Origin of the sequence: Bradyrhizobium sp. (assembly GCF_035309285.1) — a bacterium.
GTDB lineage: Bacteria > Pseudomonadota > Alphaproteobacteria > Rhizobiales > Xanthobacteraceae > Bradyrhizobium.
Map to the genome: position 1 here is coordinate 1 of NZ_DATGFH010000138.1, position 22,730 is coordinate 22,730.

Annotated in this window: 18 protein-coding genes and 1 pseudogene; 8 read left to right on the forward strand and 11 right to left on the reverse strand. The window is 62.9% G+C overall.

The window, feature by feature from the left end; genetic code table 11:
* Nucleotides 1–81: 81 nt before the first annotated feature.
* On the reverse strand, nucleotides 82–594 hold the full coding sequence (locus VKR55_RS25945) for a TadE/TadG family type IV pilus assembly protein (RefSeq protein WP_324407865.1): 513 nt from the start codon (nucleotides 592–594) through the stop codon (nucleotides 82–84).
* 292 nt (nucleotides 595–886) lie between these two features.
* On the opposite strand from VKR55_RS25945, the gene VKR55_RS25950 reads away from it, so the two are divergent.
* Nucleotides 887–4,318: an indolepyruvate ferredoxin oxidoreductase family protein gene (locus VKR55_RS25950; RefSeq protein ID WP_324407867.1), complete on the forward strand. Its 3,432-nt coding sequence runs from the start codon at nucleotides 887–889 to the stop codon at nucleotides 4,316–4,318.
* A 17-nt stretch (nucleotides 4,319–4,335) separates the two neighbouring features.
* Here the strand turns inward: VKR55_RS25950 and VKR55_RS25955 are convergent, their stop codons facing one another.
* Nucleotides 4,336–5,721, reverse strand: coding sequence for an FAD-containing oxidoreductase (locus VKR55_RS25955; RefSeq protein WP_324407893.1), 1,386 nt, complete (start codon nucleotides 5,719–5,721; stop codon nucleotides 4,336–4,338).
* A gap of 1,156 nt (nucleotides 5,722–6,877) precedes the next feature.
* Between VKR55_RS25955 and VKR55_RS25960 the strand changes: the two genes are divergently transcribed.
* The 3 genes from VKR55_RS25960 (at nucleotide 6,878) to VKR55_RS25970 (ending at nucleotide 10,567) form a co-directional block, all read left to right on the forward strand.
* A complete protein-coding gene (locus VKR55_RS25960; protein ID WP_324407868.1) occupies nucleotides 6,878–7,102 on the forward strand; it encodes a hypothetical protein in 225 nt (74 codons plus the stop codon).
* A 527-nt stretch (nucleotides 7,103–7,629) separates the two neighbouring features.
* Nucleotides 7,630–10,251, forward strand: coding sequence for a hopanoid transporter HpnN (gene hpnN, locus VKR55_RS25965; protein WP_324407870.1), 2,622 nt, complete (start codon nucleotides 7,630–7,632; stop codon nucleotides 10,249–10,251).
* Between the two features lie 70 nt (nucleotides 10,252–10,321).
* The gene (locus tag VKR55_RS25970; protein WP_324407871.1) at nucleotides 10,322–10,567 is read left to right on the forward strand and encodes a hypothetical protein; all 246 of its coding nucleotides are present in this window, start codon (nucleotides 10,322–10,324) and stop codon (nucleotides 10,565–10,567) included.
* Nucleotides 10,568–10,694: 127 nt separating this feature from the next.
* Here VKR55_RS25970 and VKR55_RS25975 read toward each other — a convergent pair whose 3' ends face one another.
* Nucleotides 10,695–11,045 (reverse strand): hypothetical protein, encoded by a 351-nt coding sequence (locus VKR55_RS25975; RefSeq protein WP_324407873.1) that lies wholly within the window; start codon nucleotides 11,043–11,045, stop codon nucleotides 10,695–10,697.
* Nucleotides 11,046–11,154: 109 nt separating this feature from the next.
* Here VKR55_RS25975 and VKR55_RS25980 point away from each other — a divergent pair.
* The 3 genes and pseudogenes from VKR55_RS25980 to VKR55_RS25990 form a co-directional block, all read left to right on the forward strand.
* Nucleotides 11,155–11,223: pseudogene (locus tag VKR55_RS25980) on the forward strand (NADH-quinone oxidoreductase subunit B); the annotation flags it as partial.
* A 177-nt stretch (nucleotides 11,224–11,400) separates the two neighbouring features.
* A complete protein-coding gene (locus tag VKR55_RS25985) occupies nucleotides 11,401–11,619 on the forward strand; it encodes a hypothetical protein (protein WP_324407875.1) in 219 nt (72 codons plus the stop codon).
* A gap of 168 nt (nucleotides 11,620–11,787) precedes the next feature.
* A complete protein-coding gene (locus VKR55_RS25990) occupies nucleotides 11,788–12,063 on the forward strand; it encodes a hypothetical protein (RefSeq protein ID WP_324407877.1) in 276 nt (91 codons plus the stop codon).
* 1,094 nt (nucleotides 12,064–13,157) lie between these two features.
* Here the strand turns inward: VKR55_RS25990 and VKR55_RS25995 are convergent.
* The 7 genes from VKR55_RS25995 to VKR55_RS26025 form a co-directional block, all read right to left on the reverse strand.
* The gene (locus VKR55_RS25995) at nucleotides 13,158–13,898 is read right to left on the reverse strand and encodes a Crp/Fnr family transcriptional regulator (protein ID WP_324407879.1); all 741 of its coding nucleotides are present in this window, start codon (nucleotides 13,896–13,898) and stop codon (nucleotides 13,158–13,160) included.
* Nucleotides 13,899–13,918: 20 nt separating this feature from the next.
* Complete coding sequence (locus VKR55_RS26000; RefSeq protein WP_324407881.1) at nucleotides 13,919–17,092, reverse strand: CheR family methyltransferase; 3,174 nt, start codon at nucleotides 17,090–17,092, stop codon at nucleotides 13,919–13,921.
* Nucleotides 17,093–17,678: 586 nt separating this feature from the next.
* Entirely contained in the window at nucleotides 17,679–17,960 is a 282-nt protein-coding gene (locus VKR55_RS26005) for a hypothetical protein (RefSeq protein WP_324407883.1), read from the reverse strand.
* A 9-nt stretch (nucleotides 17,961–17,969) separates the two neighbouring features.
* A complete protein-coding gene (locus VKR55_RS26010; RefSeq protein WP_324407884.1) occupies nucleotides 17,970–18,977 on the reverse strand; it encodes a chemotaxis protein CheB in 1,008 nt (335 codons plus the stop codon).
* A 63-nt stretch (nucleotides 18,978–19,040) separates the two neighbouring features.
* Nucleotides 19,041–19,364: a hypothetical protein gene (locus VKR55_RS26015; RefSeq protein WP_324407885.1), complete on the reverse strand. Its 324-nt coding sequence runs from the start codon at nucleotides 19,362–19,364 to the stop codon at nucleotides 19,041–19,043.
* A 303-nt stretch (nucleotides 19,365–19,667) separates the two neighbouring features.
* On the reverse strand, nucleotides 19,668–19,880 hold the full coding sequence (locus tag VKR55_RS26020; RefSeq protein ID WP_324407887.1) for a hypothetical protein: 213 nt from the start codon (nucleotides 19,878–19,880) through the stop codon (nucleotides 19,668–19,670).
* A gap of 190 nt (nucleotides 19,881–20,070) precedes the next feature.
* Nucleotides 20,071–20,271: a hypothetical protein gene (locus tag VKR55_RS26025; RefSeq protein WP_324407889.1), complete on the reverse strand. Its 201-nt coding sequence runs from the start codon at nucleotides 20,269–20,271 to the stop codon at nucleotides 20,071–20,073.
* A gap of 192 nt (nucleotides 20,272–20,463) precedes the next feature.
* Between VKR55_RS26025 and VKR55_RS26030 the strand changes: the two genes are divergently transcribed.
* On the forward strand, nucleotides 20,464–20,661 hold the full coding sequence (locus VKR55_RS26030) for a hypothetical protein (protein WP_324407891.1): 198 nt from the start codon (nucleotides 20,464–20,466) through the stop codon (nucleotides 20,659–20,661).
* A gap of 35 nt (nucleotides 20,662–20,696) precedes the next feature.
* On the opposite strand, the gene VKR55_RS26035 is transcribed toward VKR55_RS26030, so the two are convergent.
* Nucleotides 20,697–22,730 (reverse strand): Tex family protein (locus VKR55_RS26035; RefSeq protein WP_324407892.1); only part of this gene is annotated, 2,034 nt, incomplete at its 5' end.

The following is a 22,730-nucleotide window of genomic DNA, read 5'->3' on the forward strand; positions in this document are numbered from 1 at the left end:
TCGCCAGAATCGGCACCAGCAACGCGAACTCCACCAGCACGTTGCCGGCGCGATCCCTGGTCGAGGCGAGGAGACGGGCGATCACGGGTAGGGCTCGTTCTTGAAGATCACCGTCGACTGCAGCACCACGCCGCCGCCGCCGGGATTGAGGATTTGCGCCACGAACGGCAGGAAGAAGTGATAGGTGTAGAAGGTGCGGACATCGACCGCCGCGCCGGGCCCGCCGGGCACCCACGAGCTGTTGGTCACGTTGCCGCTCTTGTCCTTGGTGACCGCGGCCGGGGTCATGGTGGAGAAAGTTCCGAAGCTCTCGACATCGACCGCGACCGACCCGCAGGAGATGATGCCGCTCAGATTGTTGCAGAGCGCAGTGGTGAAGGTGGTTTTCGGAGTGCCGCTGCTCTGCGCCTGGCCCGTGCGGACCATGCGCGCGGCGACGCGCGTCGCGCCGTCGAGCACGGCCTGCGAGAACAGCATGTAGCCGAGCTCGATCGTCAGGAGGAAAATCAGAATGACGATCGGCGCAACCATCGCCATCTCCTCGGCAGCGTTGCCGCGGCGATCGCGCAAGAACTCTCGTATGCGAGTCATCATGCTCGGCTCGATCCCGTCCCCGGAACGCCTCCTGCCGCGCTCATAGCAGCGTCGGGTAGAATCAGGCGAAGACCGTTTATAAACAGTAAAACGCGCGGTCTATCGGCTCGGATGCAATGGAAAAACCCGCGGATTTGCCGACGAAACTTCCACAGTATTGCCGCACCTTTTAGCGAACCCGCGCCGGGCTCCCCCCGGAAAAGCACGGCGGGAGCGCCAACTTCCGGCGTCGGCGCTCCTTGCATTGTCTCGGCCTTTGAATCTCCTTAATCTCCGCCCGGAAGGAGTCGCCATGACGCTCGCGGCGGTCACGCTCGACGACAAATACGTCCAGGAGTCCGGCCGGATCTACCTCTCGGGCATCCAGGCGCTGGTGCGGCTGCCGCTGATGCAGCGCCAGCGCGACCAGGCCGCCGGGCTCAATACCGGGGGCTTCATCTCGGGTTATCGCGGCTCGCCGCTCGGCGTCTACGACAATGCGCTCTGGCAGGCGCGGCGCTTCCTCGAGCGCGCCAATGTCTACTTCCAACCCGGCATCAACGAGGACCTGGCGGCGACCTCGGTCTGGGGCAGCCAGCAGACCACGCTCTTCCCGGGCGCCAAGGTCGATGGCGTGTTCGGCATCTGGTACGGCAAGGGACCCGGAGTCGACCGCTCGATCGACGCGCTCAAGCACGCGAACGCCGCCGGCACGGCGCCGCACGGCGGTGTGCTGGCGATCGCCGGCGACGACCACGGCTGCCAGTCCTCGACGCTCGCGCACCAGAGCGAGCAGGACTTCATCTCCGCGATGATACCGGTGCTCAACCCCGCGACGGTCCAGGAGTACCTCGACTACGGGTTGCTGGGCTTCGCGCTCTCGCGCTACTCGGGCTGCTGGATCGGCTTCAAGGCTGTGGCGGAGGCGGTCGAGAGCTCGGCCTCGGTCGCCGTCGATCCGCTCCGGCTGGAGATCGTGACACCCCGCGATTTCGAGATGCCGCCAGGTGGGCTCAACATCCGCTGGCCTGATCCGCCGCTCGACCAGGAGCGTCGGCTCCACGGGCCCAAGATGGAGGCGGTCGCGGCCTTCGTGCGCGCGAACGCCATCGACCGCATCATCTGGGACAGCCCCGTCCCGCGCCTCGGCATCATCAGCACGGGCAAGGCCTATCTCGACCTCCGCCAGGCGCTCGACGATCTCGGCATCGGCGAGCGCGACGCGGCGCGGCTGGGCCTGCGCCTCTACAAGGTGGGCCTCACCTGGCCGCTCGAGGTCGAGGGCGCGCGGCGTTTCGCGGACGGCCTCAAAGACGTGCTGGTGGTCGAGGAGAAGCGGGGGCTGATCGAGGATCAGCTGCTGAAGCTCCTCTACCATATGGATGCCGCGCGGCGGCCGAGCGTGGTCGGAAAGCGCGACGAGCAGGGTCGCGTGCTGCTGCCGAGCGAAGGCGAGATCACGCCCACCATGGTGGCGCGCGCGCTGGTCGAGCGCCTCCGGCGCCTCGACGGCGATAACCCGCAGCTCAACCAGCGGATGGCGCGGCTCGAGGGGCTCCAGCGCATCGGCGACGCGCCCGCGGCCAAGACGCAGCGCACCCCCTTCTTCTGCTCGGGCTGCCCGCACAACACCTCGACCAAGCTGCCCGAAGGAAGCCGGGCGGGCGCCGGCATCGGCTGCCACGCCATGACCATCTGGATGCCGGCGCGGCGCACCACGACCTGGACTCACATGGGTGGTGAAGGCGCCAACTGGATCGGCCAGGCGCCGTTCACCCGTGAAAAGCACGTGTTCCAGAATCTGGGCGACGGTACCTACACGCACTCGGGTCTGCTGGCGATCCGAGCCGCCGCCGCCGCCGGCGTCAACATCACCTACAAGATCCTGTTCAACGATGCCGTCGCGATGACCGGAGGACAACCCGTCGACGGGCCTATCAGCGTGCGGGCGATTGCACACGAGGTCCGCGCCAATGGCGTGGTACGCATCGCGGTCATCACCGACGACCCCGGCAAGTTCGACATGCGCGACTTTCCGCACGGCACGACGCTCCATGGGCGCGAGCATCTCGACGCCGTGCAACGCGAGCTGCGCGAGTTGCCGGGCGTCTCCGTCCTTATCTACGAGCAGGAATGCGCCACCGAGCGGCGGCGGCGGCGCAAGCGCGGTCAGGCCGCCGACCCGCCGAAATTCGCCTTCATCAACGATCTCGTCTGCGAAGGCTGCGGCGATTGCTCCGTCGAGTCGAACTGCCTCAGCGTCGAGCCGAAGGAGACGCCGTTCGGACGCAAGCGCCAGATCAACCTGTCGACCTGCAACAAGGACTTTTCCTGCGTCAATGGCTTCTGCCCGAGCTTCGTCACGCTCGACGGCGCAAGACGGCGCAAGAAGAACGGAATGGCCGGTGACGCGCTGGCGCGCGTGGGCTCCCTTCCCGCTCCAAACCTGCCCGCACTCGATCGGCCCTATAATCTCCTGATCACGGGCGTCGGCGGCACCGGCGTGATCACGCTGGGCGCGCTGGTGACGATGGCGGCGCATCTGGAGGGCAAGGGCGCCTCCGTGCTCGACTTCACCGGCTTTGCACAGAAATTCGGGCCCGTGTTGAGCTTCATCCGGATCGCATCAACCCCCGAGGAGATCCATCAGGTGCGGATTGATCAGGGCGCAGCAGATGCGCTGATCGGCTGCGACGTCGTGGTCAGCTCGTCGGCCAAGGCGTCGACCACCTACGGCCCCACGATGCGCGCGGTATTGAATACGGCAGAGATGCCGACCGGCGACGTTGTCCGCAATCGCGAAGCCGACCTCTCGGTCAGCGCGCGGTCGCAGCAGCTCGAGCGGCTTGTCGGCAAAGACAACCTCCTCAGCTTCGACGCCAATCGCGCCGCGAGCCTTTTGTTCGGCGACACCGTGTTTGCCAACATGATCATGCTCGGCGCGGCATGGCAGCGCGGCCTGGTGCCGGTGACGCTTGATGCGCTGATGCGCGCGATCGAGTTGAACGGCGTTGCCGTCGAGGCAAACAAGCGGGCCTTTGCCAGTGGCCGTCTCGCCGCTACGGATCCCGCTTTCATCGCCGGTCCCGGCTCATCGCTCCCGCAAGCGGAGACACTGGAGGACATCGTCGCCCGCCGCGCCGACTATCTCAGGGATTATCAGGACGACGACTACGCGGCTCGCTATCTCAGCCGAGTCAACAAGGTACGCGACATCGAGCGTAGCCGGTCGCCCGGTTCCGAAAGGATTGCGACAGCGGTCGCGAAGTCGCTGTTCAAGCTGATGGCCTACAAGGATGAATATGAGGTGGCGCGACTGCATCTCAGCTCGGAATTCCGCGAGAAGCTGCGCGAGGAATTCGAGGATGGTTTCACCATCAACTATCATTTCGCCCCTCCGCTGGTGCCCTCGGGTCATGATGCACGCGGCCGGCCGCTCAAACGGCGGTTCGGTCCGTGGGTCACACCGCTGCTCAGCTTGCTGACGCGGCTGAAATTCCTGCGCGGAACGCCGCTCGATCCATTTGGCCGCACGGCCGACCGAAGGATGGAGCGCGGCCTGATTGGCTGGTATGAGCAGTTACTTGACGAACTGCTTCCACATCTTGGCCCCGACACCAGCGACAACATCGCCGACATCGCCGCGCAGCCGATGGAGATACGAGGCTTCGGCCCGATCAAGGAAGCTGCCGTCGCCGAGGTGAAAGCGAAGGTAGAAACCCTGAGCGCCGCGGTGCGCGGCTAGACGGGGTGCCGTCGATCTCAAGCAACCGGCGCGGGCTGCAGACCAAGTAGCAGCGTCGGGATCAGCTCGGACACCGTCGGGTGGATCGGCACGGCCCAACGCAACTGATCATAGGGGGTTTTGGCGTTGACGGCATCGAGAAGGCCATGAATGGCTTCGTCGCCGCCCGTGCCCAGGATTGACGCGCCGAGGATCTGCCTGGTTGCGGGATCGGCGAGCACCTTCATGAACCCCAACGTCTCGTCCTTCTCCACCGCGCGGCCGACGCGCGTCATCGCCCGGGTGGAAGACAGATAAGGCAAGCCGCGGGCGCGAACCTGCGCTTCTGTCATGCCGACGCGCCCGAGCGGCGGATCGACATAGAGAGCGTAGCCGAGAACGCGGTCGCTCACGCGGCGCTGTTCTCCGTCAAGCAGGTTCGCTGCGACGATCTCGAAATCATTATAGGCGGTGTGCGTAAAGGCCCCGCGCCCATTGCAGTCACCAAGCGCCCAGATGCCGCTGACACTGGTCTGAAGGCTTTCATCGACGATGATGTAGCCGCGCGAGTCCGTTGCGACCCCGGCGCGTTCAAGGCCAAGATCATCGGTGTTCGGGCGACGACCGACCGCGAGCAACACATCGGACCCAAGTATTTCGGGCTCGCCCTCCGTGCAACTCACGCCGACGCGTATGCCGGGATTTCCTTTGGCGAAGCTGATGCATTCGGCGGAGGTGCGGATCTTGATGCCTTCCCTTTCGAGGATGTCGCGGATGGCGTCCGAGACGTCGGCATCCTCGCGGCCGACCAGACGCGGGCCCATCTCGACCACCGTCACCTCGGCGCCAAAACGCCGGTACATCTGCGCGAATTCGAGCCCGACATAGCTGCCCCCTATCACCACGAGGTGCTCCGGCACGCGTTCCAGCTCCAGGATCGAGCTGTTGGTGAGATAGGAAATCCCGCTCAAGCCCGGCATATCGGGCACGAGCGCGCGGCCGCCGGCATTGATGAAGATGCGCGGCGCGGAAAGCATTTCCGTGCCGACCCTCACCTGCTTCGACCCCTCGAACCGGGCCGCCTCGTGAAACACGGTGCACCCCTTCATGTTGCGCAACCAGTTCTCTACGCCGCTGCTCGCATTGGCGGTGACCGTGGCCGCGCGGCTCCTGACCTTGCGCATGTCGATCCGTATCGGTTGATCCAGCACCACGCCATAGTCGGCGCCGCGTCGCGCCAGGTGCGCGGCGTAGGCGCTCGCGACCAGGGTCTTGGTCGGCATGCAGCCGGTATTGACGCAGGTGCCGCCGAATTTGTCGCGCTCGATCAGGGCGACCTTCATTCCGCTTGCCGTCAGACGGCCGGTGAGCGAGGGGCCGGCCTGCCCCGCCCCGATCACGATTGCATCGAAATTCCGGGTCATTTCGGTCATCCCAAAAATCACTAAGGCAGGTCGGAACGAGGGTGCCCGCCGTCCGGATTTTACGATCTCTGCGCGACCTCTGCGATCAAATAGCTGCGGTGACGTTCCAGCATTCACACAAGCGAAACGAAAATTTGAACACACCCCGACATAGGAACGACCAGCCCCTGCCGCTGTTGAAAAACAGGTGTCTCTCCCGAGCACCGCGACCTCCCCACCTGGCTCCTGAAAGCCGATGCTTTCAGGAGCTTTTTTCGGGAATGCCCGGCACGATTCAAAGGTGCTGCGCAGGCGACGACATGTCCTCTGCGACAGCAAAATAAGACCAGGAGCAGTTGCACGCGATCCCGAGGAAGAAAAGCGAGCGGACAAATGGCTGACTGATTTTGCAAAGAACGAGGTCGATCAGGCGGCCGGCGCGGCATAACGGCGACGTGTTGGAACGCCAGTCGCGTCAGCCGTTTGTCCGAGATCGCTGACAGAAAACGGGAATGGCCTATGAAGCTCACCGCAATCGGTTTAGCGACAGCATTGATTCTCTCCAGCTCCGCAGCTTTTGCGCAGGGAGCCGGAGGCGCAGGGAGCGCGGCCGGCGGAGCAGCCGCCACTGCCGCTCCCTCGAACTCCAATCCCGGAACGACCGGCAACGGATCGACGACGGGCTTGGGCAACGGCGGCTTGAGCAATGAAGCAGGCAGCGCTGCGGCCGGAGCCAACAGCATGCAAAATCCATCCGGGAATACCTTGCTCAACAATGCGCCGGGCGCTGCGCCAGCAGCAGTTCCTCCGCCACCGTCGCCTGGCTCACCACGGCATTAAGAAAAAAGGGAAGCCTGCCTCCCAAGGCGGGCTTCCCCACTGATGTCATGAACGCGCGGCGGTTAAGACCGGGAGTTATCCCGGAGCGGACAGGCAGAGGTTCCGACGAATTGCGCTCACAAATCAGGAACCGACTTTTCTGACTGGAACCGAAAGGCGCGAAGGGTGCGGGCCGACCACAACGGCAATGCACCAATCGACAATCGTTCCGAGCCCATCGAGATCGCTCGATAATGCAGCCTGTCGTAAACAGCGCCCAATCAAAATCCCCGCCGAACGGAACTAATGCCCCGCTGGCCCTTTGACGTTAGCTGACATTGCGAGGAGGAGATGCACCATGAACTTACGCATCGCAACGATTGCTGCGTTACTGACGCTCGGAACAATGACTGCGGCGAACGCGATCGAGTTCGGCGTCGGCCCCGGAGGCGTTTACGTTGGTCCCGGGTATCACCATTACTATCGCGACTACGGTTACGGAGGCAACTGCCGGGTCGTCATCACGCATCACATCAATCGCTTTGGTGACGAAGTCACCGACCGCAGGCGCATCTGCGACTGACGGCATTCGATAGAATCGAGGAATTCCAGCGCCGCTCCTTTTCCAAAAAAAGGAGCGGCGTTGACGCGCGAGAAACCGGCACGCGATCTTCAACCTAATCGCATTTTCACCTCGCCCGCGACGGCATTCAAGCAACAGGTCGTTTGGCACGCGTTGAGCCGAGCGCAAGCAAAACGACAATGAGACAAGCTCGATCAGCAAACCGTTTCCGACATCGGTCTGGACACGTCCAAGTTCTCGCAGTCGCAAAGGCCAGCAGAAATGACCACAGCGGCGGTGGCCTCGATCGGCTCCAGGAACCTCCTTGAGCTCCCGCGGATTGTGCTTTGACGCGACTCCCTCCCCCGTCGGGTCGCGTCATGGAGTGGGCCCCAAGCTCCGGCTCCCTAGAGCTTGGGGCCATCTGCTGTTCGCCGAATTTCAGCGCGGCGCAGTGCTCCATGGCGCAATCCGAACAATTTGCCGGTCCAGCGCGTTCTCAAACTGCCTGCCGTTCCTTTCGCGTCAAATGCAGTTGAGCAGTTGTAATGATCCGTTCTGCCATCGTCAGAATAGTCGCTGTCTGCGCCCGTTTTCACTGGGCCGTGATAGTCGCCGGAGCAGTGCTGATGGTAGGAGCGGCGATCTTCGACGTGACGCGCTTCTCGATCAACACAGACGTGGAGAGGCTGATCTCTCTGGATCTGCCCTGGCATCAGCGCCAGGTCGACTTCACCAAAGCGTTTCCGCAGAAGGGCATTTCAGCGGTCGTAAGCGCGCCAACTCCGGAAAACGCAGAGCAGGCGACAAATGAGCTGAGGCAAGCCCTGGCGAAGAACCCCGAGCTCTTCCCAAAGGTTGCACAGCCCGACAGCGGCGACTTCTTTGATCGCAACCAACTGCTGCTAGCCAAAATATCCGACGTCAGGCGGACCGTCGCGGGGCTGACCAAGGCCCGACCGGTCCTGGCCCAGCTCGCGCACGACCCAAGTCTTCGCGGCGTCATGAACGTTCTGTCATTGGCGGCAAACGACGTGCGGCGGGGGCACATGAAGCTCGAACAATTGAGCTGGCCGCTCTCGCTCGCCGCCGAAACCCTGAACGACTTGCTGTCCGGCAAGCCCGCTTCGTTCTCCTGGAAGGAATTGCTGAGGGGTCACCATTCGTCGGTCGAGGGGCGGCTGCATTTCCTCGAGATAGAGCCAAGGCTCGACTTCAGCAAACTGCAGCCTGGATCGGCAGCGGATAGCGGTATTCGCCAAGCGGCCGCGCAACTGGGCCTCCGGCAAAAATTCGACGCCACGGTCAGGTTGACCGGCCAGGTCCCCATGGATGATCAGCAATTTTCGGTCATACGCGACAGCGCTCTGCGCGACACGGTCACAGCCGCGCTGGGTGTTCTGATCATTTTATGGTTGGCATTACGATCCTGGAAGATCATTGCCGCCGTGTTCTTCAGCCTGGTGGTTGGGCTTTCGGCCACGGCAGCGCTCGGGCTTGCCATGGTCGGTTCGTTCAATCTGATTTCCATCGCCTTCTTCGTGCTTTTCGTGGGACTTGGCGTCGACTTCGGCATTCAGTTCAGCGTGCGATACCGCGCCGAACGTCACGATCGGGATCACCTGCGTCTGGCGCTCAGGAGCACCGCTAGAAAGATCGGCGACCCTCTCGCTCTCGCTGCGGCCGCAACCGCCGTAGGTTTCTTCGCGTTCTTGCCGACCAGCTATCGCGGCCTTTCGGAGCTCGGGCTCGTCGCCGGCTGCGGCATGCTGATCGCGTTCGCCTGCAGCATCACGCTGGTCCCCGCGATGCTCGCCCTGCTCAATCCACCCGGGGAGGCGGCGCCCGTCGGCTTCAAGTCGCTTGCGCCGCTCGACGACTTTCTTCAGCGTCACCGTGTCGCGGTCGTGATCACAACTCTCGGCGTGGCGATTGCGGCTTCTCCGCTGTTGCTGCATCTGCCGTTCGACTTCAATCCGGTCCATCTTCAAAACCCGAATTCGCCGGCGGTGGTGACATATAACCAGTTGCAGAAGGATCCCGAGACCAGCGCCAGCGACGCTGAGATATTGGCACCATCCATCGCGCAGGCCGATGCAGTGGCGAAGCGCCTGGACGGAGTCTCTGAGGTGGGGCGTACCATCACCGTGAACAGCTATGTTCCCGGCGACCAGGGCGCGAAGATCGCGGAATTGAAATCGGCATCCGGCAGACTTCGTCCGGCGCTCAAGACCGCAAATCATCCCGCAGCAACGGACGAGCAAACGGTGGCTTCGATTGACCAGGCTGCAAGAGCCTTGTCCACGGCCGCAGGCACCCAACAAGGCAATGCCGCGGACGCAGCCCGGAACGTGTCCGCCTTGCTGAACCGCCTGGCCGGCGCGGATGCCGCCACGCGGCAGAGGGCCGAAGCCGTGGTGATTTCGCCGCTGCTTTTTGACCTCGACCAGTTGCGCAAGAGCCTGTCGCCCGAGCCCATCAGCATTTCGACCCTTCCGCCCGACTTGCTCCGCGCCTGGGTGCTGCCCGACGGCAGGGCTCGCGTTGAGGCGTTGGCCAGGGGCGACCCAGGCGATTCAGGTGTTCAGCAGAAATTCGCCGCGGCTGTTCTGCAAGCCGAGCCTTCGGCCACGGGTCCGGCGATCAGCTACTACGAATCCGGCAGGACCGTCACGACAGCGTTCATCCAGGCCGGCATGTTCGCTCTCGTTGCGATTTCCATCCTGCTTTTTGTCGCGCTGCGGCGGCTGGTGGACGTCCTGCTCACCCTCGTTCCGCTGCTGCTCGCCGGCGCTGTGACCCTCGAAGTCTGCGCGCTCGCCAATCTCGCGCTGAACTTCGCCAACATCATCGCCCTTCCCCTGTTGTTGGGCGTCGGCGTCGCATTCAAGATCTACTACATCGTGGCATGGCGAGCCGGAAAAACCGGCCTGCTGCAGTCCGCTCTCACCCGCGCCGTGGTGTTCAGCGCGATGACAAATGCGATCGCGTTTGGAAGCATGTGGGCGTCGAACTATCCCGGCATGTCGAGCATGGGCAAATTGATGGCGCTGGCGCTGATGTGCACCATGGGCGCCGCGGTGCTGTTCCAGCCGGTCCTGATGGGTCCTCCTCGCAAGCTCGGCCGGTTCGAGGAGGAGAGGATCGATCTTTCCGAGGCCGCGGAATGACGATTCGGACAGAACGATAGGAACCACAGTTCTTTCCCCGAGTTCCCCAGGCATACGCAAGAGGAAATCCATGTCAGCGTGGTTCAGAGAGGCGCCGCCGCCGCTGCTCGAGGATGCCGTGAGGATTGCGGTCGACTTTCTCGATCGCACGGGTGAGATCGACGACCTGGACGAAGCCTGCCAGTTCCTCGTCAACAAGGTCTCCTTCATGATCGCGCAGGGACAGCGCAACAGGCTGCTGTTGGCCAACCGCGCGATTGCCGCGTATCAACGCTATCGGGAAGCGCGAACAATCGAATTGTCGCTGGTCTCCTGAGACGGCCGGGCACCGCGAACCGCCTCGCATAATGGCAAGCAAAGCGCGGCCTCCGATCCAGGAGGCCGACGGCGAGTTTGCTCTTTTGCCTGCTGGTAGGAGGCCGTGCTGCTTCGGGCATCCGCTTTCAACTCATGGTACCGGGCAGAAAGCAACGGATCGATTTGCCGAGCGCACTTTGAATGGGCCACACCATCGTCCGCCCGGCTCGATTGGGCTCCTTGATCACCGCATCATCCGGAACATCGATCCATTCCCCGTCAAGCCGGACACGATAGTGGCCGTCCTTCGAATCCCAATCCGGATCGGACACCACGACGCCGTCCGCGTCCGAGCAGCACAGTCCCCTGTTGCTCCTGAGGCCGTCGAACCAGGCTTTTAGGGGTGAATGGGCATAGCGCCCGTCATCGCGCGCCGAGACCAGCCCTGCAGCGAGCAATGTAGACACGGCAAGAGCGATGGCGAGAACACGCTTCATTTTGCTGCACAACATTGGATCGGGAGAAATGTTCCTAAAGTTCCGACCCGAACCCCGGAATACACGTACAGGTTGATTTTGGCCAAGTCAGCTCAGGAACGCCGCCCCGGAAGCCCTGCTCTACGGGATTCTTCTGTTGCAGAAGAAGATCGGGCAGACGGGGACGATCGAGCGATGAGGAGCGCGCGATGGACGTCACGTCACCTGCCCCCGATGTCGTTTCACCCACCCTTTATATCTTTCCATCGCACCGCAATAACCTTATCACATGTTAGTTTTTGGCTGCCCTCTGCCTGCTAGGCTGCACGCAGGTGTGATCCCACTAGCGTGGAGGACAAAGACGGGAGGGCTGAGCATGACAAGACTGCTGGATGACCGAACGAAGGCCAACCTGGACGTGGCGCTTGAAGAAGCCTGCCGAGACCTTCCCCATGGCGGCGATCATGCGCTGAGAAAGAGAGTGGCGCTGCAACTCCTGCAAAGCGCGCGCAAGGGCAACACGACGCTTGGCGGCCTGTGCGCCGTTGCGCGCACCGCGCTGATCGAGGCGACCAGACCACGGAGATCTGCCTAAGTCACGTACGCGTGACGTTGCGCTGGCATGCGCCTTTGCGACCTCACCCGGTACTTGCATTTTCACATCCCAGACTTGAGGCGGCCAACATTTACTTAGGTTAGCGCGTGGCGATGCGGCGCACGCTAGTAATTGCCAGGTCGATCCTTGCAAGACGAAGAGGACCTCATGCAAAAGAGGCGTCGCTTCAGACAAACCACAACACTGGCCCAACGCCTGACACTGGAAGCACGCCGCTTGCGCGAGCGTGCGAGAAACCTGCCGCCCGGAGCGGAACAGACACAGCTTTGGCGCAAGGTTCGTCAAGCCGAGACGGCACTGCGCATCGACGAATGGCTGGCTTCGCCAAGGCCTTCTCCTGCAGGCACACGGACGACCGCGATGGACAGGGATAAGAAGCGCTCGCCGAGCAAGCCTTCCGCTGAAGCAGCCGGTGATCATTGAGGCCACTATCGTCACTACCCGGGAACGACGGTCGCGCCGGTGAATTGCCTCGACGCATCCGTGATCCCTCGGATGCTCCAGCCCCCGGCGGCCTCAGCTCCCATGGATGCTGAGGCCGCTTGCGATCCACCGCAATCTGCTGCGTGCGGCTCAGCTCAGCATCATCCAGATGATGGTCAGAGCGAGCCCGACCAGACTCACCGCCGTCAGAATCATGAAAAAGCGCTCGACCCTGTCCATCGCCGTACCGGCTATTCGGCACCAACGGAAGACGCGGCCTCGGCATGTTGGGCACGGGCCGAGGCCGCGCACGGCCTGACAGCAGGGGTCTCCAGGGGCAGGCAAGCCGCCCTCGCATTGTGGTCCACGGTGGATGGCCCCGCATTGTCATAGGTGAATTCGGCGGCCTCTCTTCGTCGCCAGGGTCAGCCCGAGCCGCCGAGCCGAAAAATACCGGCGCGCCGATGCCGTCTCGCGGCGCGGATTGCACCCGAGGTTTGCCCAATTGCACGCCTTCCGAAACGGAGGGCGCAGCGAATGCCGGATGCGGGCCGCACCCATGGCCCGCCTGCAACAAAAAACGCAGGCGGCAGTCACCACAGGTTCAGCCAGAACAACCGGTATTCCCTGTAACGTCCCCGGTCGCGCCGCCGGCAGCGCGATCACAGCATCGGCATCGCTGCAGCGCGCGAACGCCCCGCGTTCACCACAATTTGGGCCGTACGCTCGAGCGGCTGGGCAGGGCAGCGCCAATGATTACGGCTCAGTCCGACAAGATGGCAGACGCCGAATTTGAGTTGCAGCTTCGCAACCTCATTCGTCTCATTTCCGTATGCACCTTGGGCCTTTGGTCCTTTGCCGCGGGCGTGCTGATTGGCACGTTTCTTCTGTTTTGAACGGCTAAGGAAGCCCGCCATTCGCGACGGGCAGTCATGGGGAGTGCCCATGCAGGCACACGCGCAACGTAAGGTGATTCGCGCGGCATTCGTGTGGCAGGATTCACACGATGGTACAGGAATTGGTACGCGCGCAGCTAAGTCGTTGCACGGCAGAGCACCGATCCTGCAAACCTGATGCCGCTCTTCGCGGCTTCATCACTTCTGGTCGAGGTGAAGATAGTTCGGATTGAACATGGCGGCGCTGCGCAGCGCCTGAAGATCGTGGATCGTCAAATTGCGATCGCGCAATGTGATCAGGCCGGCGGCGCGCAATTCCTGGAGCGTGCGATTGAGATGCACCGTCGAAAGGCCCGTGGTATCGGCAAGATCCATCTGGGTGACGGGAAAGGCAAACGAGCTTCCGTCCACTTGGCCGACGACCCTCAACCGCTCATAGAGCTCGCAGATGATGTGCGCGACGCGCTCGAGCGCATCGCGGCGTCCCAGATTGACGGCCCACTCGCGCTCGACCGCCCTTGCGGCGAGCATTTCGCAGTGAAAGGCCTCGGCAACCGTGATGTCGGCGGAGATAAGCCGCTCAAACGCCGCACGGTCGAGCTCGGAGTAGACGATCGGGGTCAGCGTCAGGATGGAATGATCCATCGTTGAAAGCAGATAGATGTGGGCGTCGCAAGTGTCCCCCGGCAGGATCAGGCTGACGATCTGCCGCCTGCCGTCCTCCAGCGCCTTGTAGCGGCACGCCCAGCCCGACAAGAACATGCGAATTGTGTCGGCCCTGTCGCCTTCGCCGGCAATCTCTTCGCCCGCTCCCGCCTTCAGGACCCTCTCGCGCGCGGCCGCCCTGATCGCGGCGACGCCGGCATCGGAAAGCCGCCGATAGGAATTCAGTCGCAGAACGACCGACTGCTCCTGATCGCTTTCACGCCCTGCCAGCATCTTTCCTAACCCCCCCGGCATCACGCACCGACAGCAGGCGTATGAACCACCCTGCGGTTCAACGGGATCGCAATCGTGCAGTGGAGGCCGGACGGATTGAACGTCAGAGTCGTCTTGCCCTTGAGCTCGAAGGCCAGGGTCCGCTCGAGCAACTCGCTGCCAAATCCCTTGCGTTGCGGTGGGGTGACCGGCGGCCCTCCCCGCTCCAGCCAGTCGAAGATGAGCTGGGTCGGGTCGGCGGCGTCATCGACGCGCCAGGACACTTCGACCCGGCCGGAGGGCCGGCTCAACGCGCCACACTTGATGGCATTGGTGGCGAGCTCGTGGATCGCCAGTGCAAAGGTCTCCGCACTCTTGGACTGGAAGCGCACCGGTGGGCCGGAAAGGCGAAGCTGGTCCCCTTCCCGCGCGTTGTAGCCGAGCAGTTCCTCGACCACGAGATATTCGAGATCAACACCGCCCTCGGGATCGCGGGTCACCAGGGCCTGCGTCCGCGCAAAAGCGTTCAGGCGGCCATCGAGATGAGATGCATAGTCCTCGACGCTGGTCGCGGTTTCCGATGACCGCCGCGCGATCGAGCGGATGACGCCGAGCGTGTTGCGCACCCGATGCTGCAGCTCGGCGAGCAGCAGGCGCTGACGCTCCTCGGCGCGGGTAATCGCGGTGACGTCGATGAAGGTGATCACCACGCCCGCGATGAAGTTGTCGATCGAGCGATAGGGCAGGATGCGGACGATATAGCGCGTGCAGCTATCTGGCTCGGTCAATTCGCGCTCGGCGGCTGCGAGCGTCCGCAGCACTTTGCGGACATCGTCGTAGAGATCCTCGATCGGAATGCGCGCCTTGATATGGGCAATGGGGCGACCGACATCGGTGTCGACCAGATGCAGCACCTGCGTAATGGCAGGCGTAAAATTCATCACGCGCAGATCGTTGTCGAGGAACACGGTGGCGATCTGGGTGCTTTCCAGGAAATTCTTGAGGTCGCTGGTCGCGCGGGTCAGCTCCTGAACGCGATGCGCGAGCTCGCCGTTGACGGTCGTCAATTCCTCATTGACGGATTGCAACTCCTCGCGTGACGTTTCAAGCTCCTCGTTGGCCGATTGCAGCTCCTCGTTGAGGGATTGATATTCCTCGTTGGAGGACTTCAGCTCTTCATTGGTGCTTTCGAGCTCCTCGATCGTCGCCTGCAACCGCTCGCGCGCCGCGCGCAACTCGCCTTCGAGCCGTTCGACGTGCTCGGTGCGGACCAGCACATTCGGGTTGTTGTCCCTGACGTCGATGACGCGGACCGGCCCATCCTTGAACAGCACGACGAAATTGCGATGCCCAGCGGGACCGTCCAGCACCGGTTCGACAGTGATATCGACGAGCGCGCGATGGCCGTTCAAACCAAGCTGGACCTGTTCGGCATGCGCGGCCTCGTTGGACTCCAGCGCCCGGCTCAAGGCCGTGCGCAGTTCGAGCCGGAGGTCGCGATGCACAAGGCCCAGCAGATCGAGCGTCGCCGTGCCGGCGGTCGGCTCGATATAGCGTCCGGTGCGACCGGAGAAATGCAGGATCTGGAAATTGTCATCGGTGATGACGTAGGCCGGGGCATAGCGCTCGGCGATGCGCTGGGCACGGCGCTCAAGGCCGACATCGGGCCCGAACGTGCGCACCGGGGGCATCTCCACGGACGCTCGCCCGGCGGCCGTCGAAATCGGAAACTCCGGCGGCTGCCGCGTGCCGGTCTCGAGCTTCTTGAAAATCCGCGCCCGGCGATCGACCGGCGCGAATAATTTCGGGTGCCGTGTTACATTCTCCGAGTTGCCGAGAAAGAGAAAACGGTCCGGCAACAGCGCAAAATGAAACAGCGGGATGACGCGGTTCTGCAATTCGCCGTTCAGATAGATCAGCAGGTTGCGGCACGACACCAGATCGAGCTTTGAGAATGGCGCGTCCTTGATGACGTTGTGCTGGGAGAAGATGCACATCTCGCGCAGCTCTTTCACCACGCAATAGGTGTCGCCCTCGCGCACGAACCAGCGCGCCAGCCGCTCGGCCGACATGTCGTCCTCGATGCTGGTCCGATAACGCCCGACGCGCGCCGCTGCGAGCGCCCGGCCATCGATATCGGTCGCGAAAATCTGCACCTGCGGAACGGAATCGAGCTTTGCCATGTGCTCGCGGAGCAGGATGCCGATCGAATAGGCTTCCTCGCCCGTGGCACATCCAAGGACCCAGACGCGGACCTGCTGGCCCGCGCCCTTGTTCTCGAAGATCTTCGGAATCACCTGCGTCTCGAGTACCTCGAATTCGCGCTTGTCGCGGAAGAATTCGGTGACGCCGATGAGAAGGTCATTGAAGAGATTCTGGACCTCGTCCTTGTCGTTGCGAAGAAAATCGACATAGGCGGTGATCTCGTCGATCTGAACCACCTGCATGCGGCGCTGCACGCGGCGAAGGAAAGTGTTCTGCTTGTAGCCATGGAAATCGTTGCCGGTCTTGTTGCGCAGAATGTCGGCGATCCGTGATAGCGAGCTCGCCGCCGCGGCGAGCACTTCGTCAAATCCCTGCCTTTGCTCGGTCCTGCGCAGATGGCGCCCATAGATATGGATGTGTTCCGGAATGTCTTCCGGCGCCAGGACGAAATCCGCGATCGCGGCAGGCGTATTGCTTTCGGTCAGATGATCGGAATTTTCATTGGCGACTTTTTCGGAGAGCGCGAGACCACCGTGGTCCTTGAGTGTCGCGACACCCAGCGTCCCGTCGCCGCCGGTGCCCGCGAGCACCACGCCAATCGATTGCTCGGCGCGCTCCTCGGCCAGCGAGACCAGGAAGCTGTCGATCGTCGCGCGCTCTCCGGGCGCCTGTTGCGCCGGACGCACGGCAAAGCGATCGCCCTGGATGGCCGTGATGGCATTGGCTGCGCACAGATAGATCGTGTTGCCTTCGATCCCGGCTCCATCCCGCGGCTCGGACAGCCTGGCGCCATCCAGACGCCCGACGATGCCGCGCAGCCAATTCTCGTCGAAGGCTTCCCGATGCTGCAAAACGAGGACGATGGCCTGCTCGGGGTCGAGCGAAAATTTGGAGAAAAATCTCTCGATGCTGTTCATGGCGCTGGCGGATGCGCCGACGCCGATGACAAGCGGAGCCTTGGCCTCCCGATTCCGGCTGCCTTCCTGCCGGGACTCGTCGCGTTCATCCATGCGTTCGGCTCTCTGCTCTTTTTCCGGCAATCTGCCGGAATAATCGCAAACACCAGATGGACAGAATATTCAACAGTATTATCAATGCAATAAATCACTGAATCGACGATAGCCGCGATCACCTCGATTGTAATGCAAGCGGCGAAAGATCATAGTGGGCCATGGTCCGGGAACCTGCAGTAGAGTTGTCCGACGAACTGCTTGCCCTGTTCAGCAGGGCAGAGCTCGCAAGCGCACAGGCCCGCCTGCTCCTGGACGAGAACGACCGGTGGCGCCAAAGCGTCCTGCAGCAGCTCGACTGCCTGTTCGAGCTAGGAGCCGAGTTCAGGAGAGCGCGGCGCACCAGCACGAGTTCGGCTCACCTCTCCCCGTTGGGGAGAGGTCGGATTGCGAAGCAATCCGGGTGAGGGGTCTTCGCTCACGATAGACCTTAACCCCTCATCCGATTTGCCGTGCAATCGACCTCTCCACGCTACCGGGGTCTACCCCGGTAGCGCATCACAATTTGCGCAAGTCGGGCAGGCCCGACTTGCGTGGGAGAGGTGGACCTCCTGCTCTCTCGGATCGGCTTAATCTCCTAACGCTTCTAGCCCTCACTGATGGAGGACGGATCGCAGGCCTTCTCCAGGTAGGCGACCCGGTCCTCAATCAAGACGCGGTGCCTTTCCCACTCGATCAGCGTCGCCGTCATAAGCTCGACCAGCCGCTCCGCCTGTTTCGTGTCATGGCCGGCGGCCTGCAGGTCGAGCAACAAGTCCTGTTGAGCGCGGAGGCGTTTCCATCCGTTCTCGATGTCGAATTCGGCCCTTACGAGCAGATTCTTCTCTGCCCTGAGTTGCTCGGCTCGGTCAAGGGCGACGTTTGCCATGCTCTCCGCCTAACTTTCCAGCTTGGGAGGCTCGGGGTCCAGCGACTTTAGCATGACGCGCCGGATCATGTCGGCATATTCGCGGTATTCGGCGGCACGCGTTTCATACATCCGGGCGACCGCGACCCGGCCAGAGTGGCGGCCGTCCTCGGCCAAGCGGTGCACCAGTTCCGCCCGCTCCTCGATGATGCGAAGCGCCACGCGCAAGGCTTCGTCGACCCGCCCCTCCTGCTCCTTGGCAAGCGCGTCGGCCGTGTAGGCATGACCAACCTGGCAGCGGAAGCGCAGCGGATGGCCGGCTTCGACTTCCGAAAGCACACCGCCACAGCCTGGGCAGGTGAAGGGTGCGGGATCGGCAATCGCCTTCAAACGATCGCTTCCAATGCGCTCGCCGGCGGCGATCTCGACTTCGAGGCGGATTTCAGCGGGAACCGGCAGTGCCGTGCCTGCCGGTTCTCGGGCCAGATCCGACAGCACGTCGCCAATTCTTGCACTCGCCACGCACAAGTCGACCGTCGTGGCTTCGAGGGCGCGGAGCGGCATCTCGTCCGCAACCGCATCGGAGGGATCCTGGACCAGGGTCACGCCGCCGCAGCGTTTGATGGCGTTCAGGCCGGCCGCTCCATCGGATAACAGGCCTGAAAGCACGACACCGATCACACGCGGTCCGTATTGCAGCGCCGCAGAACGAAACAGCGGATCGATCGCCGGGCGGACCATGTTCTCCCGCGGACCCCGCCCGAGCATCATGTGGCTCTCGTACAGGAGGAGATGATGGTCAGGCGCGGCCAGGTAGACATGGCCATTCTTGATGACCATGCCGCTTTCAGCCTGAACAACCGGCAGCGGTCCCGCCGTGCTCGCGACCGTCGATAGAATGCCGATTCCCTGGGCGGGGATGTGCAGAACCACAAAAACCGCCGCCGGAAGGTCTTTGGGCAAACGCCCAAGGATCTGCTTCAGCGGCGCCGTCGCACCTGCCGAACCGCCGATCACGATGATGTCGCGATTGCCCATGGAACCGGCCCTCGCCGCGACAGTTTTGTCATTTACAACAAGGGGGGCGGCCAACATATGTTCCTAGAGAAATTCGGCCACGATCCAATGGGGAGAGAGGTGCCCCTCCAACCAGCCAGTCCAGGACCCCTGTCGGGACGCCGCATTCTCATCGTGGAGGATGAGTATTTTCTCGCCGACGATATCGTCCGGGCGCTGCAGGCCCTCGGCGCCCGCACCGTCGGCCCTTTCGGTGAACTTCGGGAGGCCGCCGATGCCATCGACGCCGACATTGCCATCGACGCGGCCATCGTCGACATCAACCTGCGAACCGAGATGGTGTTTCTCGCTGGCGCGCGTGCTCCGCGCCCGCAAAATTCCTTTCGTCTTCACCACCGGATACGACAAGACGTCGGTCGTATCCGAATTTCAGGACGTGCGTTTGTGGGAGAAGCCGCTCGACCTCCCTGCCATGACCCGCGAATTGACGAAGCTGATCGACAGCCAATAGCTTTGAAGGATGGACTCGGCTCTCGGCGCTTCACGCGTCGCGCGACCGACTGGTTCCTGAACGACGAGTTGAGTCCATGATCCTATTGCAGCGCACGCCGGACGACTTGAAACGGCCGGGGGATGTCGTCTGCTTCGGCTGTGAGAGGACCCGTTGCAGGCTCCAATTGAAGCCTGCTAATTCGTCGCGGTCATCCACCGTCACGCTACCGTTCGCAGCCTGACCTCGCCGGCGTATTCGAAATCATTGGCAACTATGGGCACGTAATAGTTCCTGCCCAAATGGATTTCGACGCGGCTGTCCCGGAGAATCTGCAGGGACCGCTCGATCACGGCCCTGGCGTTCGCGACGATTTCCCGATCATAGTCCGCAACGCGACGGGAATTGCGGATGCGACGTGTCACATGCGACATGGCGCTCCCCCTTTGCATCTGCAGGCGGGAGCGCGATGGGTCTCTCAGCCACCGGCGCCCACGAAGGCGTTTCAGCCGGTGATGCCGAGAGAACGCGGGAATTTCGGGATAGTTGCATCGCGGGCGGAGCCCGGCGAGAAGATTCCGTAGCACGACCGAACGTCGCGCCTTGGGATGACACCCGTCTCGACTAGCGCCACATCGTCGGCGTCGGGCGCAAGGTTTCCCTGCCCACTTTCTTCAGCTCGTCGATCGACGGCGCGCCCGGCTTGACTGCCTCAAGCAGCCTTGAAGCAACCTCGGTGCGGGCGCCTGCGTCGGACGGCGGAAGGGGCGCGCAAAGGTCTTCGAGAACGGAGCGAAGCAACGCGGCGGTTTCCGGATCGGGCATGACGATCTCCCCCCAGGACGCTGCTCAGCATAAGCACAAGCGACGACCGCGTGTTGTTACCTATGTTAAGGCCGCCGCGGATTTTTGTTGACGGGCTACGGAATGGCCGCGCGCTATTTAACATATGGTGCAGACGCCCGGAAAATTGCACCGCATAGTCTCCCGACAACCGAACGGCTCGGATGGGGGACGATGAAACTCCTGGATTTGTCGGACGAGAGCCTGCTCGCATATTACGAGAGCGTGCGACGCCAGATCATGGCGGATAACAGGCTCGGCGGACGGTATCGCCTGGCGGGCGCCGCCATGAAGCAGTACGCAGAGGGTCTCAGGGACGAGATGAACCGCCGCCGATTGCAGTTCAAGCCGATCGACTGGCCTTCCTCCTGAGATCAAATCAGTGCGAACCGATAGCGATGCCGGGCTCAACGCCGCGTGCCTCCGCGATCGTTTTTCTCGCTGGCGCGGCGCAAGGCGTCGGCGAGCGCCCCGCCCCCGCCGGACTGTCCCGCACCCTTGCGCGGCGATGAGGTCTTAGCGGAGGTGCGACCGCCGTCGCGAGAAGAGCCCTCCCCCTCCTTCTTGCCGCCGGTCTCATCGTCAAGACGCAGCGTCAGGGCGATGCGCTTGCGGGCGACTTCGACATCCAGCACTTTCACCTTGACGATGTCGCCGGGCTTCACGACCTCGCGCGGATCCCTGATGAAAGTCTTCGACATCGCCGAGATGTGGACCAGCCCGTCCTGGTGCACGCCGATATCGACGAAGGCGCCGAATGCAGCGACGTTGGTGACGGTCCCTTCCAGGATCATGCCACGCTTGAGGTCCTTGATCTCCTCGACACCCTCCTTGAATACCGCGGCCCTGAACGCCGGACGCGGATCGCGGCCGGGTTTTTCCAATTCGCGCAGGATGTCGGTGACCGTGGGAAGCCCGAAGGTATCGTCGACGAAAGCCTGCGGCTTCAACTGGCGCACGATGTCGCTATTGCCGATCAACACCTTGATGTCGCTCTTGGTCGCAGCAAGAATCCGCCGCACCACCGGATAGGCTTCCGGATGCACGCCCGAGGCATCGAGCGGATCATCGCCGCCGTTGATGCGCAGGAAACCGGCGCATTGCTCGAATGCCTTGGCTCCCAGCCGCGGCACATCCTTCAGCGCCTTGCGCGACTTGAAGGCTCCGTTGGTGTCGCGATGCTGCACGATGCTTTGCGCAAGGCTAGGGCCGATGCCCGAGACGCGCGCGAGCAGCGGAGCGGACGCGGTGTTGACGTCGACGCCGACCGCGTTGACGCAGTCCTCGACCACGGCGTCCAGCGAGCGCGCCAGATGGCTTTCGCCGAGATCGTGCTGATACTGGCCGACGCCGATCGCCTTCGGATCGATCTTCACGAGCTCGGCAAGCGGATCCTGCAGGCGTCGTGCGATCGACACGGCGCCGCGCATGGTGACATCGAGCTCCGGCAGTTCCTCCGAGGCAAAGGCCGAGGCCGAATAGACGGACGCGCCGGCTTCGGAGACGACGATCTTGGTCATCTTCAGGTCCGGCAACCGTTTCACCAATTCGGTTGAGAGCTTGTCGGTTTCGCGCGAGGCGGTGCCGTTGCCGATCGCGATCAGCTCGACCTGGTGCGCGATCACGAGCTGTCCGAGGATAGCCAGCGCCTCGTCCCACCGCCGGTGCGGCTCATGCGGGTAGACCGCGGTGGTCGCGAGCACCTTGCCGGTCGCATCGACGACGGCAACCTTGACGCCGGTGCGGTAGCCGGGATCGAGTCCCATTGTCGCACGCGCTCCGGCCGGCGCGGCGAGCAGGAGATCGCGCAGATTCGAGGCGAAAACGCGCACGGCTTCGGTCTCTGCCGCCGTCCAGAGCCGCATGCGCAGGTCGATGTTGAGGTGCACCTGGATTTTGGTGCGCCAGGCCCAACGCGCGGTCTCCGCCAGCCAGTTATCGCCGGGACGGCCCCCTTGCGAGATGCCAAAGCGGTGCATGATCTTCAATTCGTAGGAGGACGAGACGCCGGCGGCCTGCGGCTGCGCCTCGGGGTTGATCTCCAGATTGAGGATCTCCTCCTTCTCGCCGCGGAACAGCGCCAGGATGCGGTGCGACGGCAATTTATTCAGGGGCTCCCTGAACTCGAAATAATCCTTGAACTTCTCGCCCTCCGTCTTCTTGCCCCTGCGCACAGCGGACGTCATCCACCCCTGCGACCACATCTCCTCGCGCAGTGCACCTTTCAGATCGGCATCCTCGTCGAAACGCTCGGTCAGGATGGCGCGCGCGCCTTCCAGCGCCGCGGCAACGTCCGCCACGCCTTTCTCGGCATCGACGAAAGCACCGGCCACGCCTTGCGGATCGTGTTGCGGCTGCGTCAGCAACATCTCCGACAAGGGCTCGAGGCCGGCTTCCTTTGCGATCTCGGCCTTGGTGCGGCGCTTCGGCTTGAACGGCGC